The following is an 18,069-nucleotide window of genomic DNA, read 5'->3' on the forward strand; positions in this document are numbered from 1 at the left end:
TCAGCGGCGGGCGATAGCCTGAGCCTGTTGCAACCAGCTTCTTCGTTGCTGATCGGTTGAGCCGAGCACCGGGCCGAACGTGAGGGTGCGCAGTGGTTTGATCCCGCAAAATTGGAGGGTAGTCTTGCGTACTTCATGCAGTCCGGGCATGCGATAGATCAAGCGGTAATACCAGGGTGGTGTGTCCATGGTCACCAGCAAATGCGCGGTGCGGCCATTCAACAACTTGTCGGGGAACGCTTTGCCTTTTCGGTATTTGAAAGCAAACCCCGGCAGCAACACCCGGTCAAAAAAACCTTTGAGCAGCGCTGGAATACCGCCCCACCAGATCGGGTAAACCAGCGTCAGATGTTCCGCCCAGAGGATGTCGGATTGTGCCGCGTTCAAGTCATCTTCCAGCGTCTGGATCTGTTGATAACCGTCGCGCAACACCGGGTCGAAAACCATCTCGCCCAGGCGCAACTGGCGCACTTCGTGTCCGGCATCGAGTGCTGATTGAGCGTAGCGCTCAGCAAGTGCAGCGCAAAAACTCGTGGTAGAAGGATGGCCGAGAATCAGCAGAATGCGTTTGCCCATGGTCATCGTCCTTGCTGTAAAAAGGCCAAGGATGAAGTCTGCCCCTTAGGGGAGAGTCAAGGCTTTCAGCAGTGCTTTGGCGTAACTCGGCAGCGCGCTGAAATCTCTGGCGCAGAGCATCAACGTGCGGCGTGCCCAAGGCTCGTCGAGGGCAACGCTTTTGAATGAGCGTGGCGTTGCGCGCTCGACGGCAGCCAGCGGCACGATCGCCACTCCGGCGCCGTGGCCAACCATGCGCATCACGCCGTCGAAACCGTCGGCGCGGATGCGGATCTGCATGCGCGAGCCGCTGTGCAAAGCCTGTTCTTCAAGATAGATCGCCAATGCGCTGTCGGCGCTCAGTCCTACGAAGTCGTAGCGCAAGGCATCACTGAAACTGACCTCGACGGCGTCAGACAACGGGTGATCCAGCGGCAGAATCAGTACCAGCGGATCGTCGCGAAAGGGCTGGGCTTGCAGGTCGCTGGTGTCGACCGCGTCGGAAACAATCCCAAGATCCGCCGCCCCCTGTCGCAAGGCGTGGGTGATACGGGCGCTGGGCAGCTCTTGCAGATCGATGTCGAGATTGGGATGGCTGCGCAAGAAGTCCGCGAGCACTTCCGGCAGGTACTCGGTGATTGCGGTGGTATTGCACAACAACCGCACCTGACCTTTGACGCCTTGCGCGTATTCGGCGAGATCCTGCTGCATGCGTTCGGCTTGTTGCAGGAGGATGCGTGCGTGGTGGGCCAACGCTTTGCCGGCCGGCGTCGGGGTGACACCGCGGCGACCGCGTTCCAGAAAGTCAGCGCCGAGTGAGGCTTCCATCGCACGAATTCGCGCACTGGCCGCCGCGAGCGAGAGATGACTGCGGGCGGCGCCGGCGGTGATGTTGCCGGTGTCGAGGATTTGCAGGTAGAGGCGCAGGTCGGTGAGGTCGAAGTGCATGGGCAGCCTCTGGTTTTGTGGTTTATGGATAGACCCCATCGCTGGCAAGCCAGCTCCCACAGGGTTTTGTGTGTACTCAGGTTTTGAATGCAACCGATAAACCTGTGGGAGCTGGCTTGCCAGCGATGGGGCCAGTTGCCTTAATGAATTTATAAGCCTCTTGTAATGAAAGAGGCAGCCTCAGTATATGGCAGATTTCCAGCCCGACTCATCTGGCGCACAGTTGCGCCATGAACACACTCGCAAGCTTCTACCAGAACCTCGGCCTGACCCTTTCCCTGCTGGTCATCGCCACCTTCATGCTCGCCGGTCTGATCAAAGGCGTCATTGGCCTCGGCCTGCCCACCGTCGCCATGGGGCTGCTCGGTCTGGCTATGGCGCCAACACAGGCTGCCGCGTTACTGATTATCCCGGCAACGTTAACCAACGTCTGGCAATTGGCGTTCGGCGGTCACTTGAAAGGATTGATCAAACGCCTCTGGCCGATGCTCTTGATGATCTTCCTCGGCACCGCTATCGGCACATTGTGGATCGGCATGGCCGGAGGACATTGGGTGGTGCGCGGATTGGGGGCGGCGCTGTTGCTGTATGCGTTGAGCGGGTTGTTGCTGCCGACGCTGCACATACACCCGCGCCATGAGCCATGGCTCGCCCCGGTCTGCGGGGCGATCACCGGCATCATCACCTCGGCCACCGGGGTCTTCGTGATTCCCGCAGTGCCATACCTGCAAGCGCTAGGCTTGAATCGCGATGAACTGGTGCAGGCGCTCGGGCTGTCGTTCACCGTCTCGACCCTGGCGCTGGCCGGCGGCTTGCTCTGGCGTGGCGCGTTGGGTGGCGGCGAATTGAGCGCTTCGCTGCTGGCGCTGGTTCCGGCAGTGCTTGGCATGTTGCTCGGCCAATGGCTGCGTCAGCGAATCAGCGCGGTGCTGTTCAAGCGGGTGTTCTTCATCGGTCTGGGCGCGCTCGGCGCCCACTTGCTGGTCAGCGGCTAGCCGAAGATTCGCTGAGCATGTCGATCGCGCGAATGTCGAAATCCCGCTCCAGATAGTCCATGCGCTGCTCGGAAAACTCCTTCATGTGCGGCAGGTTCGAGTGCACATCCAGATGCGCCTGGGATTCCCAGATCTCGTAGAAGATGAACAGCGTCGGATCTTCTTTATCGCGCAGCATGTGGTATTCGATGCAGCCCGGCTCGGCGCGGCTTGGCTCGACATAGGCGCGGAACAGCGCTTCGAAAGCCGCGGCTTTTTCCGGACGGGTCTTGGCGTGCAGGATGAAACCCTGGCGTTCACTCATCGATAAAACTCCTCAAGTTCAGATGGCGGCCAATCCTACGGCAACAATCTGCGTCAGATTCGTGCGTTTTAATCAAATGTATTTTGCGCAACCACGGCTTATTCCGCGCGAGGCGGATCGTTAATCTGCCGCCATTCCATTTTTCCCTTCTCCCTCCAGCCCAGTGGCTGCGCCGAGGCTTTCTCATGAAAAAAGTTTTGTTACTCAATGGCGGTAAGAAATTCGCCCATTCTGACGGTCGCTACAACACCACCCTGCACGAAGCTGCGCTGAGCGTGCTGGATCGCGGCGGTGTCGACGTCAAAACGACGTTCATCGACGAGGGTTATGACGTCGCTGAAGAGGTCGCCAAATTCCTCTGGGCCGACGTGATCATTTATCAGATGCCGGGCTGGTGGATGGGCGCGCCGTGGACGGTAAAAAAGTACATTGACGAAGTCTTCACCGAAGGCCACGGCAGCCTCTACGCCAGCGATGGTCGCACCCGTTCCGATGCGTCGCAGAAGTACGGAAGTGGTGGTCTGGTCCAAGGCAAGCAATACATGCTGTCGCTGACCTGGAACGCGCCGCAGCAAGCGTTTGATGACCCGACTGACTTCTTTGAAGCCAAGGGCGTGGATGCGGTGTACTTCCCGTTTCACAAGGCTAACGAGTTTCTGGGCATGACCAGGTTACCGACGTTTCTATGTGTCGATGTGATGAAACGTCCGAACATTGAAAATGATGTGGCGCGCTACGAGCAGCATTTGAGTGAGGTGTTTGGCCTCAAGGCTTGAGTGGTTTCGGGCTACTATCGGTTGTAACAGCAAAAGATCGCAGCCTTCGGCAGCTCCTACAGGGGAACGCATTTCACTGTAGGAGCTGCCGAAGGCTGCGATCTTGGCGATTTCAAAGAGGACACCCGTGAAAGCCAGATCCGATGAGTTGCAGATTTTCGTCTGTGTGATCGAGTGCGGTTCGATTTCCGCCGCTGCCGAGCAGGTCGGACAGACGCCGTCGGCGGTCAGTCGCACGCTGTCGCGGCTGGAAGCCAAGCTTGATACCACGCTGATCAACCGCACCACGCGGCGCATGGACCTGACCGAGGAGGGCAAGTATTTCTTTGAGCAGGCCAAGCTGATTCTCGATCAGATGGAGCAACTCGAAGAACGCCTGTCCTCACGCCAGCAAACCCCGTCCGGACGCCTGCGGATCAACGCCGCGTCGCCGTTCATGCTGCACGCCGTCGTGCCCTACATCGACGAATTCCGCCGGCTCTACCCGGACATCCAGCTCGAACTCAACAGCAATGACCTGATCATTGACCTGCTGGAACAAAGTACCGATATCGCCATTCGCATCGGCACCCTCGCCGATTCGACACTGCATGCGCGGTCGCTGGGTTGCAGTCCGCTGCTGATCGTCGCCAGCCCTGCCTATCTGAAAACCCACGGCACGCCGCTGCAAGTGGCCGACCTCAGCGAGCACACCTTGCTCGGTTTCACCCAGAATGAAGGCCTCAATCAGTGGCCGTTGCGTTACGTGCACGGTGACCGCTGGCCCATCACCCCGGCCATCAGCGCCTCCAGCGGCGAAACCGTTCGGCACTTGGCGCTGGAAGGGCAGGGCATCGCCTGCCTGTCGCACTTCATGACCATCGACGACATCCGCGCCGGGCGTTTGAAGGTCGTGCTGGCGGAATTCAACAGCGGTTATCGCCAACCGATCAACGCCGTGTACTACCGTAACTCGCAACTGGCGCTGCGCATTCAGTGCTTCCTCGACTTTATCCAGAGCAAACTCGCAGCCTACGCCAGCGCCGATTTCAAAGGTTGATTCGTGACCTCTGCGCAACAGTGATTTGGGCGAGCGCGGGTTTTTCGGCTGCCGTCGTCGGTCGATACTCGTTCCATCACTTACTCACGCAGGGAGTTTCTCCATGAACGTATTCGTCACCGGCGCTGCCGGTTTTATCGGCGGCTCCATCGCTACCGGTCTGGTTCAGGCCGGGCATAACGTCACGGGTCTGGTGCGCAGCGCCGAACAGGCCGATGAACTCAAAACACTGGGCATCACCCCGGTGATCGGCACCCTCGACGACCAAACACTGCTCGCCGAACAGGCCCGCGCCGCCGACGCAGTGATCAACGCCGCCAGCAGCGACCATCGTGCCGCGGTTGAGGCCTTGCTCGATGCATTGCGCGGCTCCAACAAAGTGTTCCTGCACACCAGCGGTTCGAGCATCGTCGGTGATGCATCCGGCGGCAAGTCGAGCGACGTCATCTACTACGAAGACAACCTCCCCGAGCCGACCGTCGACAAAGCCGCACGCGTGGCGATCGACAACCTGATCCTCGCCGCAGCGAAGGACGGCGTGAACTCGGCCGTCATCTGCAACACCCTGATCTACGGCCACAGCCTGGGCGTCAACCGCGACAGCGTGCAATTGCCGCGCTTGCTGAAACAGGCGCGCAAAAGCGCTGTGGTGCGCCACGTCGGCACGGGCCAGAACATCTGGTCCAACGTACACATCGAAGACGTCGTCGCCCTGTACCTGCTGGCGCTGACCAAGAACGTCCCGGGCACGTTCTACTTTGTCGAAAGCGGCGAAGCGTCGTTCATCGACATGACCACCGCCATGGCCGAAGCCCTGAATCTGGGCCAGCCACAAGACTGGCCACTTCCGGATGCCGAAGCCGAGTGGGGCTATGAAATGGCCAACTACGGCCTCGGCTCCAACAGCCGGGTACGCGGCAAACACGCCCGCGAACTGCTGGGCTGGACGCCGAAACGCACGTCAGTGGTTGAATGGATTCGTAACGAAATGGTGTGATTCTTTCAACACCACAATACCTGTGGGAGCCAGCCTGCTGGCGATAGCGGCTGATCATCCAACATCTATGTTGAACATGACGCCGCCATCGCTGGCAAGCCAGCTCCCACAAGTTGTCCGCTTTCTGTCTGAAGAAATTTGATCAAACTGTGGGAGCGAGCTTGCTCGCGAAAGCGGTGTGTCTGCCAACAAATATGTTGAATGTGAAAATGTCATCGCCAGCGGGCTGGCTCCTACAGGTTGTCCGCATTCCACCTGAAGAAACTCGATCAACTTGTGGGAGCTGGCTTGCCAGCGATAGCGGTCGACCAGCCAGCATCTATGTTGAACATGACGCCGCCATCGCTGGCAAGCCAGCTCCCACAAGTTGTCCGCTTTCTGTCTGAAAAAATTTGATCAAACTGTGGGAGCGAGCTTGCTCGCGAAAGCGGTGGATCAGTCGACAGAGATGTTGAATGTGACAACGCCATCGCCAGCAGGCTGGCTCCTACAGGTTGTCCGCATTCCACCTGAAGAAACTCGATCAACTTGTGGGAGCTGGCTTGCCAACGATAGCGGTCGACCAGCCAGCATCTATGTTGAACGTGCCGCCGCCATCGCTGGCAAGCCAGCTCCCACAGGATTTTGTGTTTGGCAAAAGAGCATGAAAATCTCGCCCCCCAATTTTCATTAATCACGACAAGACATATCCATCCGCGACACGCCTTGCCTCTCCACGAAAATTACTTTCATGCGGTTTGAAATCTCGATCTCGAAATGATTTATGAGTTTCACAACCCATTCGAACGTGACCCTTTCGAGGAGTACCGCATGACGCCTTCTTTCGGCTATTGGCTGCTGGTTTATGCCGCCGTGGCCATCATCGCTTTGATCGTCTTGATCGCCCGTTATCGGCTCAATCCGTTCATTGTCATCACGCTGATTTCCATTGGTCTGGCACTGGTGGCGGGGATGCCGCCGTCGGGTGTGGTGGGGGCGTATGAGGCCGGGGTCGGCAAGACGCTCGGGCACATTGCGCTGGTGGTGGCGCTGGGGACGATGCTCGGCAAGATGATGGCCGAGTCCGGTGGCGCGGATCAGATGGCGCGCACGTTGATCGATAAGTTCGGCGAGAAGAACGCGCACTGGGCGATGGTCTGCATCGCGTTTCTGGTCGGGCTGCCGCTGTTCTTCGAAGTCGGTTTTGTGTTGCTGGTGCCGATTGCGTTCACCGTGGCGCGACGGGTGGGTGTGTCGATCCTGATGGTTGGTTTGCCCATGGTTGCCGGCCTCTCGGTGGTGCATGCATTGGTGCCGCCGCACCCGGCCGCAATGCTGGCGGTGCAGGCGTATCAGGCGTCGGTCGGGCAGACCTTGTTGTATGCGATTGTCATCGGGATTCCCACGGCGATCATCGCCGGCCCGCTGTACGCCAAATTCATCGTGCCGCGCATTCAGTTGCCGGCGGATAACCCGCTGGAAAAACAATTCCTCGACCGCGAACCACGCGACAAGCTGCCGAGCTTCGGCATCACCATGGCGACCATTCTGCTGCCGGTGGTGCTGATGTTGATCGGTGGTTGGGCCAACCTGATTTCGACGCCGGGCAGCGGTTTCAACCAGTTCCTGCTGTTCATCGGCAACTCGGTGATTGCGCTGTTGCTGGCGACGTTGCTGAGCTTCTGGACGCTGGGCATCGCCCAAGGTTTCAACCGCGAATCGATCCTCAAATTCACCAATGAATGCCTGGCACCGACCGCCAGCATCACCTTGCTGGTAGGGGCGGGCGGTGGTTTGAACCGGATACTGGTCGACGCCGGCGTGACCGATCAAATCGTCGGTCTCGCTCATGAATTTCATCTGTCGCCGCTGCTCATGGGTTGGCTATTTGCCGCGCTGATGCGTATCGCTACCGGTTCGGCGACCGTGGCGATGACCACCGCGTCCGGCGTGGTCGCCCCCGTGGCCATTGGTCTGGGATATCCACACCCCGAACTGTTGGTGCTGGCGACCGGCGCCGGGTCGGTTATCTTTTCCCACGTCAACGACGGCGGCTTCTGGTTGATCAAGGAATACTTCAACATGACGGTCGCGCAGACGTTCAAGACCTGGACCGTGCTTGAGACGTTGATCTCGCTGGTCGCTTTCGGTCTGACCGTCGGCCTTTCTTACCTGCTGTAACCGGAGCCCGTCGCCATGGACATCCTCTACCAGATCCGCGCCCGTCAGGATTCCTTCAGCGCCGGCGAGGGCCGCATCGCCCGTTTGATGCTCGACGACGTCGGCTTTGCCGCCTCCGCCAGTCTCGAAGATCTGGCGCAACGTGCCGAAGTCAGCACCGCCACATTGTCGCGATTTGCCCGTACCGTCGGTTGCCGCGACCTGCGTGATCTGCGCCTGCAACTGGCCCAGGCCAGCGGCGTGGGCAGTCGTTTTCTCGACCCGGCGGGCACGCCTGAACAGTCGGCGTTTTATGGCCAGATTGTCGGCGATATCGAAACCACCCTGCGTCAGCATCTGGCCGGGTTCGACGAATCACGCTTCGCCGATGCGGTGAAGTTGCTAGGCCAGGCGCGGATGATTCACGCCTTCGGCATGGGCGGCTGCTCGACCTTGTGCAGCGATGAATTGCAGGTGCGTCTGGTACGGCTCGGCTATCCGATTGCGGTCTGCCACGACGCGGTGATGATGCGCGTCACCGCCGCCAGCCTCAACGCCGAACAGGTCGTCATCGTCTGCTCGCTGACCGGCATCACCCCGGAGCTGCTGGAGACCGTCGAACTGGCGCGCAACTACGGCGCGCGCATCCTCGCCATCACACGCGCCGATTCGCCACTGGCGGAACTGGCCGACATCGTCCTGCCGCTGCAAGGCGCAGAAACCTCGTTCATCTACAAACCGACGGCGGCGCGCTACGGCATGTTGCTTGCCATCGACGTGCTCGCGACCGAGCTGGCGCTGGCCAGTCCTGAAGACAATCAAGAACGTCTGCGGCGCATCAAACTCGCTCTCGACGAATACCGTGGCGGCGACGATCACCTGCCGCTGGGAGACTGACATGCTGTACGACACCCTGATTCGCAACGCCCTGATCATCGATGGCAGCAACACGCCCGGCTATAGCGCTGACGTGGCGATTCTCAACGGTCGAATCGAGCGCATCGGCGACCTGCGCGATGCCCAGGCCACCGAAGAATTCGACGCTGCCGGCCGCGTGCTGGCGCCGGGTTTTATCGACGTGCACACCCACGACGACACCGTGGTCATCCGTCAGCCAGAGATGTTGCCAAAGCTAAGCCAAGGCGTGACCACGGTGATCGTCGGCAATTGTGGAATCAGCGCCTCGCCGGTCAGTTTGAAAGGCAATCCTCCCGACCCGATGAACCTGCTCGGCAGCGCAGCGGCGTTTGTTTATCCACGCTTCAGCGATTACCGCGCGGCGATCGAAGCGGCCAACACCACGTTGAACGTTGCCGCGTTGGTCGGTCACACGGCGCTGCGCAGCAATCACCTCGACGACCTGTTTCGCACCGCAACCCCTGCCGAAATCGCCGCGATGCGCGAGCAGTTGCGCGAAAGTCTTGAGGCTGGCGCTCTTGGTTTATCCACAGGTCTGGCTTACGCCAGCGCTTATAACGCCTCCACCGATGAAGTCATGCAACTGACCGAAGAACTGACGGCATTCGGTGCGGTGTACACCACTCATCTGCGCAGCGAATTCGCCCCGGTGCTGGAGGCGATGGATGAGGCGTTTCAGATCGGTCGCCACGCCAAATCGCCGGTGATCATTTCCCACCTCAAGTGTGCCGGTGTCGGCAACTGGGGGCGCAGTCCGCAGTTGCTCGCCTCGTTGGAAGAGGCAGCGAAAACCCATCCGGTCGGCTGCGATTGCTATCCGTATGCGGCGAGTTCCTCGACGCTGGATTTGAAACAAGTCACGGATGCCCACCGCATCACCATCACCTGGTCGACGCCGCACCCGCAAGTCAGCGGCCGCGACCTGATCGACATCGCCACCGAATGGAACGTGCCGCTGCTCGACGCCGCCAAACGCCTGCAACCGGCGGGCGCGGTGTACTACGGCATGGACGAGGCGGATGTACGAAGAATCCTCGCGCATCCGCTGTCGATGGTGGGCTCTGACGGACTGCCGGAAGACCCGTTCCCGCACCCACGCCTGTGGGGCGCTTTCCCACGGGTACTCGGACATTTCAGTCGTGACGTCGGATTGTTTCCGTTGCACACGGCGGTGCACAAGATGACCGGTCTGTCGGCGGCGCGGTTTGGCTTGAAGGAAAGAGGCGAGATTCGTGAAGGCAACTGGGCGGACCTGGTGTTGTTCGATCCGGCGACCGTGCGCGATGTTGCGGATTTCCATGATCCGCAACGGGCGGCGCAGGGGATTGACGGGGTATGGATCAACGGTGTTTTGAGTTACAGCGATGGTCAGGCGAATGGCAGGAGAGAAGGGCGTTTTCTTGCGCGGGAAGGAGATTTGCGCAAAGGTTTCAGTTAATCGGAAACTCCTGTAGGAGCTGCCGGAGGCTGCGATCTTTTGATCTACGTCTCATAGTGGCACTGTGCAATTAAAGAAACTCCATCCCAAGCCGAATTGCTGACATCCAGCCCGGCTACACTCTTGGGCCAACCAGTCAGGGAGCACCCCATGAGCTTCGGCAAAACCACCCCGATCCTGCGGATTTTCGATGAAGCCAAAGCCGTAGAGTTCTACGTCGACTTCCTCGGTTTCAAGATCGACTGGCAGCATCGTTTCGAAGCGAACTTCCCGTTGTATCTGCAAGTGTCGCGTGGCGAATGCGTGCTGCATCTGTCCGAGCATCATGGCGATGCCTCGCCGGGTTCGGCGTTGCGCATCGAGACCGATGAGCTTGAGGCGTTTCAGCAGCAATTGGTGGCCAAGGACTACAAGTTTTCGCATCCGCAGATACAGGCGACGCCGTGGGGCAGTCAGGACATGACCATTGCCGATCCGTTTGGTAATCGGTTGGTGTTTACCAACGCTATTTGTGTGTGAGCTGAAGAGCCCCTCATCGGAACGCCGCCCGCCTAACCCTCTGCCGGAGGGGAGAGGACTGACCGAGGTGTCATGCGCTGTACATCGACCTGAAAGATTTGCAGCGATTATGGATTCACAGCGGTATTTGCAGGTCGGCGTAACTCGCCAGCATCCCTCGGTCGGCCCCCTCTCCTCCCGGGAGAGGGCTGGGGTGAGGGTAAAAAATCGCCACCCAAACAAAAAGCCCACTGCCAAACCACTACGGTCTGCCAGCGGGCTTTTTCGCTACTCGGTCGGCACTAATCTGTCCAACACTCGGTTAACCGCCAACTCTGCCAGCATCACCACCTGAGCGATGCCTTGCAGGGTTTTGCGGTGGGTGCCTTCCACCATTGCGACGTGGTTTTGAAGCATGACGGTGGCCGAGCCGAGCGTTTCACTGGCATCCACCAGCAGGGATTCGTTATCGGACTCGGGGCTGGCCATGTACAACTTGTTGGGTTTGTAAGGCGCGGCCATGATTTCGGCGGTTGGTGGGCCGAGGTAGTGGTCGAGGGCGCGTTCGGCGGCTTCGTGGAATTTCTTTGAATCGGGGGATTCGTAGGGCGAGGCCGGGTCGGTGGGCGGTGGGTTTGGCGTTACTTTGAACATTTACCAGATCCTCATTGAGGGCTCGCCACCGCTTCTCTACTAAAAGAAGTGGAGGCAGCTGTGCGCAGGTTAGTAGACCGGGGATCTGGGAAACCGGCGCGCCCGAAGGCGCCCTGCGCACAGCCACCATAACGTTCAGGCAAGGCCTGTCGATCTGATGAGCTATACGCCCCAAACATGCCGGGCTACTAAACCCGATCACTGGAAATCAGTGACGGATCCAAGTTACGCAGCAAGGCCAGGGCGCACAAGCCGGCGGATTCTGGCTTAGGCGTAGGCAGCGGCGCAAGGATTTGTGGGTGGTTTCGCGTAACGCTGAGTGTCCTTAAACGTCTGCGCTAAAAGATGTTTATTGTGATCGGGAATTTGGGATTTGCCTGTCGGGTTTTTGGTGCGGCCACTGACGCCATCGCTGGCAAGCCAGCTCCCACAGTGACCGAGTCGTACACAGAATTTGTGGTTCACCGAGAAACCTGTGATAGCCAGCTCCCACAGTGACCGAGTCGTACACGGAGTTTGTGGTTCACCGAGAAACCTGTGGGAGCTGGCTTGCCAGCGATGAGGCCCGCGAAATCACCCCCGATGCGTCTGCCGAAACTCCCCTGGCGGCATCCCGCGCCGGCTCTTGAACGTGCGATGAAACGAGCGCGGTTCGGTAAACCCCAAATACTGCGCAATATCCTGAATCGGCAACGTGCTGTTCAACAGATAGTGCTCAGCCAACTCCTGGCGCAGATCATCCAGAATCTGCTGATACGACGTCCCCGCCTGATGCAATTGGCGCTGCAACGTGCGCACCGACACAGCCAGATGCTCGGCCACCTGCTCCTTGCGCGGCAGGCCCTCCTTGAGCAATTGACGCAAAATGCTCTTCACCTGTTGCGCAAGCGACGCATCCTCCAGTGTCGCCATCAACCCCATTGCATGCTCTTCCAGCGTGCGCAGCAATTGCGCATCGGCCTGACGCAGCGGCAACTGCAAATACGCCGGCGGCACAATCAACGCCGAATACGGCTGATCGAACAGTACCGGGCAATCGAAAAACGCTTCGTACTGCGCCAGCGTCACCTCGTCAGGACACGAATGTTCCAGCCAGACTGCCGCTGGCGACATCTGCGTATCAGCAATCCAGCGCGCATATTGCAGCCACGAACCGAGGACGTTTTCCACCAGATGCCGACGAATCCGTGGGCGCTGATAGCGGCAGGTCCAGATCAGGTGTACTTGGCCATCCTGCACCTCGGCGCGGCTGACGCCCATGTCGCCTACCAGCTTCTCGAACGGCATGATGCGGCTCATCGCATCGCCCAGGGTCGCGCAGTTCATGGTGATGTAACCCAAAACGCTCCATGAATTGGGCAGCACAAAATTCGCTGCGTTGAGCCCGAACAGCGGATCGCCCGAGTGCTCGCAGAAATAATCGAGCAACTTTTCATGCGCCTCACCCGGCAAGCGCAGGGTGTTGTCGCTCAACTGCTGCGCCTGCAGCCCGGCCGCCGCCAACGCAGGCTCGATGGCCATGCCCAATTGCTCGGCATGGCGCAGGTACTTGAGCAGCGGCGGAACGGAGGTGAAGCCGAGCGATTGCATGATCGTATTCCCTTGATCAAAGCGTGCATGAGCGGATGAATGCCTGAAAGGTAATTTGAAACCACGGCTAAAGTAAATGGCTGACGCTTGCGCGACGTTTGACTCAATTGGCTACACGAACTGGCCGGATGCGACCGTGACACTTTTCGGCCGCCGACTAGTATGGACGCCTGAAATATCGCTGATAAGAACCGAAAAAGGACACACGCATGCGACGCTGGAACGGCTGGGGAGATGCAACCACGGTGGTCGAACTGCCGGCCCAGGGCGCGAGTTTTCTCGCCGAACGGTTGGGCGACGGTCGAGCGCTGCCCGATGCGACGTTGGAAACAGCGCTGGCCCGCGTGCCTGAATCGCGGTTGCGGGCTCACACGTTGTACAGCGTCGATGCTCATGACCGGTTACTGCACGCTCGCGGCCAGAGCCTGCCGGATTGGCTGGCGTTGCGCGAAGGCACGTTGGGCAATTATCCCGATGGGGTGGCGTTCCCTGAGACGGCCGAGCAGATTCGCCAATTGCTGGTGCTCGCCCATGAACAAGACCTGTGCCTGATTCCTTACGGCGGCGGCACGTCGGTGGCCGGGCACATCAATCCGCCGGATTCCGCACGGCCGGTGGTGACGGTTTCGCTGGCGCGGATGAATCGTCTGATCGACCTTAATGAACAAAGCTTGCTGGCAACGTTCGGCCCCGGTGCCAGTGGTCCGCAGGTGGAAAGTCAGCTGCGGGCACGGGGTTATACGCTGGGGCATTTTCCGCAGTCGTGGGAGCTGTCGACGTTGGGCGGTTGGGTTGCCAGCCGTTCCAGCGGCCAGCAATCGCTGCGTTATGGGCGGATCGAGCAATTGTTCGCCGGGGGCACGCTGGAAACGTTCGCCGGCCCTCTGCAAATACCCACGTTCCCGGCCTCGGCTGCCGGCCCCGATCTGCGTGAAGTGGTGCTGGGCTGTGAGGGCCGTTTCGGGATCATTTCCGAGGTCAAGGTGCGGGTCAGCGCACTGCCCGCCGATGAACGTTTCTACGGTGTATTTCTGCCCAGTTGGACCAAAGCGCTGCAAGCCATCCGCCAATTGGCTCAGGCGCGCGTGCCGCTGTCGATGTTGCGCCTGTCCAACGCGGTGGAGACCGAAACGCAACTGGCGTTGGCCGGTCACCCGCAGCAGATCGCCTGGCTGGAAAAGTACCTGAGCATGCGCGGCGCAGGCGCGGGCAAGTGCCTGCTAACCTTCGGCGTGACCGGCAATCGTCGGCAAAATGCGCTGTCGCTGAGGCAAGCGCGGCAGCATCTCAAAGCCTTCGGTGGTGTATTCACCGGCACCTTGCTCGGCAAGAAATGGGCACAGAATCGCTTCCGTTTCCCCTACCTGCGCGAGAACCTATGGAACGCCGGTTACGTGGTCGACACCCTCGAAACCGCCACCGACTGGAGCAATGTCGACAACCTGCTCAACCTCATCGAAAACAGCCTGCGCGATGCCTTGGCCGCTGAAGGCGAGCGGGTGCATGTGTTCACTCACCTGTCCCACGTTTACGGTGAAGGGTCGAGCATTTACACCACCTACGTGTTTCGCCCGGCGGCGGATTACCCCGCGACGCTGGCGCGCTGGCAGGCGCTCAAGCACGCGGCCAGCCAGACCATCGTCGACAACCACGGCACCATCAGTCACCAGCACGGCGTGGGCAAGGATCACGCGCCGTACCTGCTGCGCGAGAAAGGCGCGCTGGCGATGGACACCTTGCAGGCGCTGAGCCGGCACTTCGATCCGGCCGGGCGCCTCAACCCCGGCACGCTGTTGCCGGAGTGACGGCCATGACTGCGCACTGGAACGCCGCGTGGCGCCAGCAGGTTTTGCCGACGCTGGCCGATCAGACCTGGGATCTGATCGTCATCGGCGGCGGTATCAGTGGCGCCGGAATCCTGCGTGAAGCCGCGCGCCGTGGCTGGCGCTGCCTGCTGCTGGAGCAGCGCGATTTTGCCTGGGGCACGTCCAGCCGATCTTCAAAAATGGTCCATGGCGGTTTGCGCTACATCGCCAAGGGTCAATGGCGATTGACCCGCGACTCGGTACGCGAGCGTCAGCGCCTGCTTGACGAGGCGCCGGGGCTGGTCGAGCCGATGAGTTTCATGATGCCGCACTATCGCGGCGGCTTTCCCGGGCCACGGGTATTGGGTGGTTTGCTTTCGGTGTACGACGCTCTGGCCGGGCGGCGCAGCCACCGTTTTCATGACGCGCAGCAACTGCGATATCTGGCGCCGGGGGTAAAGGAAACCGAACTGCTCGGCGGCACCTGTTTTGTCGATGCGCTGACCGATGATGCGCGGCTGGTGATGCGTGTATTGAGCGAGGCGCGGGCCGACGGCGCGGTGGTGCTAAACGGCGTGCGCGTTGAGCATCTGCTGCGTGAGGACGGGCGCGTGCGCGAGGTTCAGGTTGAGGACTGCGAGGCTGGCGCGTCCCTGCAATTGCGCTGCGGCGTGCTGGCCGTGGCAACCGGCGCCTGGGCTGAACGCCTACGACCAGCCGAGGCACCACGGCAGTTGCGCCCGTTGCGCGGCAGTCATTTGTTGTTGCCGGGCTGGCGACTGCCGGTGGCGCAGGCGTTCACCTTTTTGCATGAGCGTGATCGGCGACCGGTGTTTGTTTTTCCGTGGGAAGGCGCGACAGTGGTCGGCACCACGGATCTGGATCATCACGAAAATCTGGATCAAAGCGCGAGCATCAGCGCTGAAGAACTCGACTATTTGTTGGCGGCTTGCACGCAACAGTTCCCCGGCGCCGAAGTGGTTGCCGCCGATGTGCTATCGACCTGGTCGGGCGTGCGTCCGGTGGTCGGTGGCGCGGGGGCGAATCAAGACAAACCCTCGAATGAAACCCGTGAGCACGTGCTGTGGCAAGAGCCGGGTTGCGTGACCCTGGCCGGCGGCAAACTGACGACGTTTCGCCCGCAAGCCATCGAAGTACTCAAGGCTTGCGCGGCGATGCTTGATCGGCCGTTTGATGATGACGCCGCGCCGGTGTTCGCCGCCGTGCCGCCGCTGGCGATCGCGGGACTTGGCGCGCAGCAGTGGCGACGTCTGGCTGGCCGGCATGGCCGGGACCTGCCAAGGCTGGCGCAACTGCTCACGGAACTGGGCCACGACACGGTCGGCAACACCGACACCTTGTGGGCTGAACTGGCCTTTGCCTGCGAAGCAGAAATGGTCCTGCACCTTGATGACCTGCTGCTGCGCCGCACCCGACTGGGCCTGTTGCTGCCACGCGGTGGCGAAGATTATTTCGCCGCCATCCGCCAGCTCTGTCAGCCGCGACTGGGTTGGAGCGACGAATACTGGCAGCATGAATTACAGCGTTATCAGGCGTTGTGGCAACGCCATCACGGTTTGCCGGATGCCACGCCTTGATGCCCCTTGAAGAGAGCTCCATGGATAACCACCCGAACAAGCGCTACCTGCTGGCTATCGACAACGGCACCCAAAGCGTGCGCGCGCTGCTCTTCGATTTGCAGGGTAATTTGCTCGGTAAAGGCAAAGTCGAGCTGCAGGCCTATTACTCGGCGCAACCGGGGTGGGCCGAGCAAGACCCGGAATATTACTGGGCGAAACTCGGCGAGGCCTGCCAGCAAGTCTGGCAACAAACCGGCATTGATCGCTCAGAGATTGCCGGCGTTTCCCTGACCACACAGCGCGGCACGGTGATCAATGTCGATGCCGAAGGCAAACCGTTGCGCCCGGCGATTCTGTGGCTCGATCAACGCCAGAGTGAGGTCGAAGGCGGGATAAAAGGGCCGTGGGGCTGGTTGTTCAAACTGGTCGGCGCGCAGGCCACCGTGGACCATTTTCGCGCCCAGGCCGAGGCCAACTGGATCGCCAAGCATCAACCTGACGTGTGGGCGGCGACCGACAAGTTTTTGCTGCTTTCGGGGTTTCTCACCCATCGCCTGTGCGGGCGCTTTGTCGATTCGGTGGGGTGTTGCGTCGGCTACTTGCCGTTCGACTTCAAACGCCTGAAGTGGGCCGCGCCGAGTGACTGGAAATGGCAGGCCCTGGCCGTGCGCCCCGAGCAACTGCCGACCCTGTACAAACCCGGTGAAACCCTCGGCTACATCACCGCGCAAGCCAGCCGCCACACCGGAATTCCCGAAGGGCTGCCGCTGATTGCTGCGGGGGCCGACAAGGCTTGCGAGGTGGTCGGTTCCGGCGTGGTCGATGCGAGCACGGTGTGCCTGTCCTACGGCACCACGGCGACGATCACCAGCACCCGCTCGCGCTATCTGGAAATCGTCCCGCTGATCCCGCCTTATCCGTCGGCGGTGCCGGATCAATTCAACTGCGAGGTGATGATTTATCGCGGCTACTGGATGGTCAGCTGGTTCAAGAACGAGTTCGGTTTGCGCGAGATGCAGCAAGCCAAGGAGCAGGGCATCGAGCCCGAGCAATTGTTCGATGCATTGGTGGATGCGGTGCCACCGGGATCGATGGGGTTGATGCTGCAACCCTACTGGTCGCCAGGCATTCGCGAGCCGGGCGTGGAGGCGAAAGGCGCGATGATCGGCTTCGGCGATGTGCACACCCGCGCGCATATATACCGGGCGATTCTGGAAGGGTTGGCGTATGCCTTGCGCCAGGGCCTGGAGAACATCGAGCGGCGTTCGAAGGTTTCGGTCAAACGGCTGCGTGTTGCTGGCGGCGGTTCGCAAAGTGATGCGGCGATGCAGCTGACGGCGAACATTTTTGGCCTGCCCGCCGAGCGTCCGCACGTGTACGAAGCGTCCGGCCTGGGCGCGGCGATTTGCTGCGCGGTGGGGTTGGGACTGCATGCGGATTTCCCTACCGCAATCGCGGCGATGACCCGGGTGGGCGCGGTATTCATGCCGCAACCCGAGGCGCAAAAAATCTACGAGCAACTGTACAAAGAGGTCTACCTGCGCATGTATCGCCAGCTCAAGCCGCTGTACCAAAGCATCCGGAAAATCACCGGCTACCCCGCCTGACAGAACACCGCAAACCCCCTGTAGGAGCTGCCGAAGGCTGCGATCTTTTGATGTTGATCTAAAAAACAAGATCAAAAGATCGCAGCCTGCGGCAGCTCCTACAGGGGAGTGGGGCAAATCGCGGGGATTCTCATATGGCGCTATCGGAGACCTTTTCTGGTGAGATTGGACAGTGTCAGCGGCGGGGTCGGTTGTTAGGCTCATCCCCCACGGCATCTCCAATAAG

General features: G+C 60.3%; 16 protein-coding genes. 11 read left to right on the plus strand and 5 right to left on the minus strand.

Going from position 1 to position 18,069, the window contains the following annotated elements:
* The gene (locus ICA15_RS20275) at positions 1–576 is read right to left on the minus strand and encodes an NAD(P)H-dependent oxidoreductase (protein WP_150604137.1); all 576 of its coding nucleotides are present in this window, start codon (positions 574–576) and stop codon (positions 1–3) included.
* 45 nt (positions 577–621) lie between these two features.
* The gene (locus ICA15_RS20280; protein ID WP_210554465.1) at positions 622–1,503 is read right to left on the minus strand and encodes a LysR substrate-binding domain-containing protein; all 882 of its coding nucleotides are present in this window, start codon (positions 1,501–1,503) and stop codon (positions 622–624) included.
* A 230-nt stretch (positions 1,504–1,733) separates the two neighbouring features.
* Here ICA15_RS20280 and ICA15_RS20285 point away from each other — a divergent pair, with 230 nt between their 5' ends.
* Positions 1,734–2,498: a sulfite exporter TauE/SafE family protein gene (locus ICA15_RS20285; protein ID WP_210554466.1), complete on the plus strand. Its 765-nt coding sequence runs from the start codon at positions 1,734–1,736 to the stop codon at positions 2,496–2,498.
* Here ICA15_RS20285 and ICA15_RS20290 read toward each other — a convergent pair.
* Positions 2,488–2,802 carry a putative quinol monooxygenase gene (locus tag ICA15_RS20290; RefSeq protein ID WP_210554467.1) on the minus strand — a complete coding sequence of 105 codons (315 nt, stop codon included), beginning with the start codon at positions 2,800–2,802 and terminating at the stop codon, positions 2,488–2,490. The genes ICA15_RS20285 and ICA15_RS20290 overlap by 11 nt on opposite strands.
* A gap of 185 nt (positions 2,803–2,987) precedes the next feature.
* Here ICA15_RS20290 and ICA15_RS20295 point away from each other — a divergent pair, with 185 nt between their 5' ends.
* The 7 genes from ICA15_RS20295 (at position 2,988) to ICA15_RS20325 (ending at position 10,628) form a co-directional block, all read left to right on the plus strand.
* On the plus strand, positions 2,988–3,578 hold the full coding sequence (locus tag ICA15_RS20295) for an NAD(P)H-dependent oxidoreductase (protein WP_210554468.1): 591 nt from the start codon (positions 2,988–2,990) through the stop codon (positions 3,576–3,578).
* Between the two features lie 127 nt (positions 3,579–3,705).
* On the plus strand, positions 3,706–4,617 hold the full coding sequence (locus ICA15_RS20300; protein ID WP_210554469.1) for a LysR substrate-binding domain-containing protein: 912 nt from the start codon (positions 3,706–3,708) through the stop codon (positions 4,615–4,617).
* A gap of 103 nt (positions 4,618–4,720) precedes the next feature.
* Complete coding sequence (locus ICA15_RS20305; RefSeq protein WP_210554470.1) at positions 4,721–5,614, plus strand: NAD-dependent epimerase/dehydratase family protein; 894 nt, start codon at positions 4,721–4,723, stop codon at positions 5,612–5,614.
* A gap of 810 nt (positions 5,615–6,424) precedes the next feature.
* Complete coding sequence (locus ICA15_RS20310; protein ID WP_210554471.1) at positions 6,425–7,774, plus strand: GntP family permease; 1,350 nt, start codon at positions 6,425–6,427, stop codon at positions 7,772–7,774.
* 15 nt (positions 7,775–7,789) lie between these two features.
* On the plus strand, positions 7,790–8,650 hold the full coding sequence (locus ICA15_RS20315; protein WP_042557552.1) for a MurR/RpiR family transcriptional regulator: 861 nt from the start codon (positions 7,790–7,792) through the stop codon (positions 8,648–8,650).
* 1 nt (position 8,651) lies between these two features.
* Positions 8,652–10,109 (plus strand): N-acyl-D-amino-acid deacylase family protein, encoded by a 1,458-nt coding sequence (locus ICA15_RS20320; protein WP_210554472.1) that lies wholly within the window; start codon positions 8,652–8,654, stop codon positions 10,107–10,109.
* 150 nt (positions 10,110–10,259) lie between these two features.
* Positions 10,260–10,628, plus strand: coding sequence for a glyoxalase superfamily protein (locus ICA15_RS20325; RefSeq protein ID WP_210554473.1), 369 nt, complete (start codon positions 10,260–10,262; stop codon positions 10,626–10,628).
* Positions 10,629–10,895: 267 nt separating this feature from the next.
* Here ICA15_RS20325 and ICA15_RS20330 read toward each other — a convergent pair whose 3' ends face one another.
* On the minus strand, positions 10,896–11,261 hold the full coding sequence (locus ICA15_RS20330; protein ID WP_150604127.1) for a DUF6124 family protein: 366 nt from the start codon (positions 11,259–11,261) through the stop codon (positions 10,896–10,898).
* A gap of 573 nt (positions 11,262–11,834) precedes the next feature.
* The gene (locus ICA15_RS20335; protein WP_042557556.1) at positions 11,835–12,851 is read right to left on the minus strand and encodes an AraC family transcriptional regulator; all 1,017 of its coding nucleotides are present in this window, start codon (positions 12,849–12,851) and stop codon (positions 11,835–11,837) included.
* Positions 12,852–13,060: 209 nt separating this feature from the next.
* Here ICA15_RS20335 and ICA15_RS20340 point away from each other — a divergent pair, with 209 nt between their 5' ends.
* The 3 genes from ICA15_RS20340 to ICA15_RS20350 are packed head-to-tail and all read left to right on the plus strand — an operon-like array spanning position 13,061 to position 17,843.
* The gene (locus ICA15_RS20340) at positions 13,061–14,656 is read left to right on the plus strand and encodes an FAD-binding oxidoreductase (protein WP_210554474.1); all 1,596 of its coding nucleotides are present in this window, start codon (positions 13,061–13,063) and stop codon (positions 14,654–14,656) included.
* A 5-nt stretch (positions 14,657–14,661) separates the two neighbouring features.
* Positions 14,662–16,254, plus strand: coding sequence for a glycerol-3-phosphate dehydrogenase/oxidase (locus ICA15_RS20345; RefSeq protein ID WP_210554475.1), 1,593 nt, complete (start codon positions 14,662–14,664; stop codon positions 16,252–16,254).
* 20 nt (positions 16,255–16,274) lie between these two features.
* Complete coding sequence (locus ICA15_RS20350; protein WP_210554476.1) at positions 16,275–17,843, plus strand: FGGY-family carbohydrate kinase; 1,569 nt, start codon at positions 16,275–16,277, stop codon at positions 17,841–17,843.
* The last annotated feature ends 226 nt before the right edge of the window (positions 17,844–18,069 follow it).

The organism is Pseudomonas sp. P116, from assembly GCF_020149425.1.
Lineage (GTDB): Bacteria > Pseudomonadota > Gammaproteobacteria > Pseudomonadales > Pseudomonadaceae > Aquipseudomonas > Aquipseudomonas anatoliensis.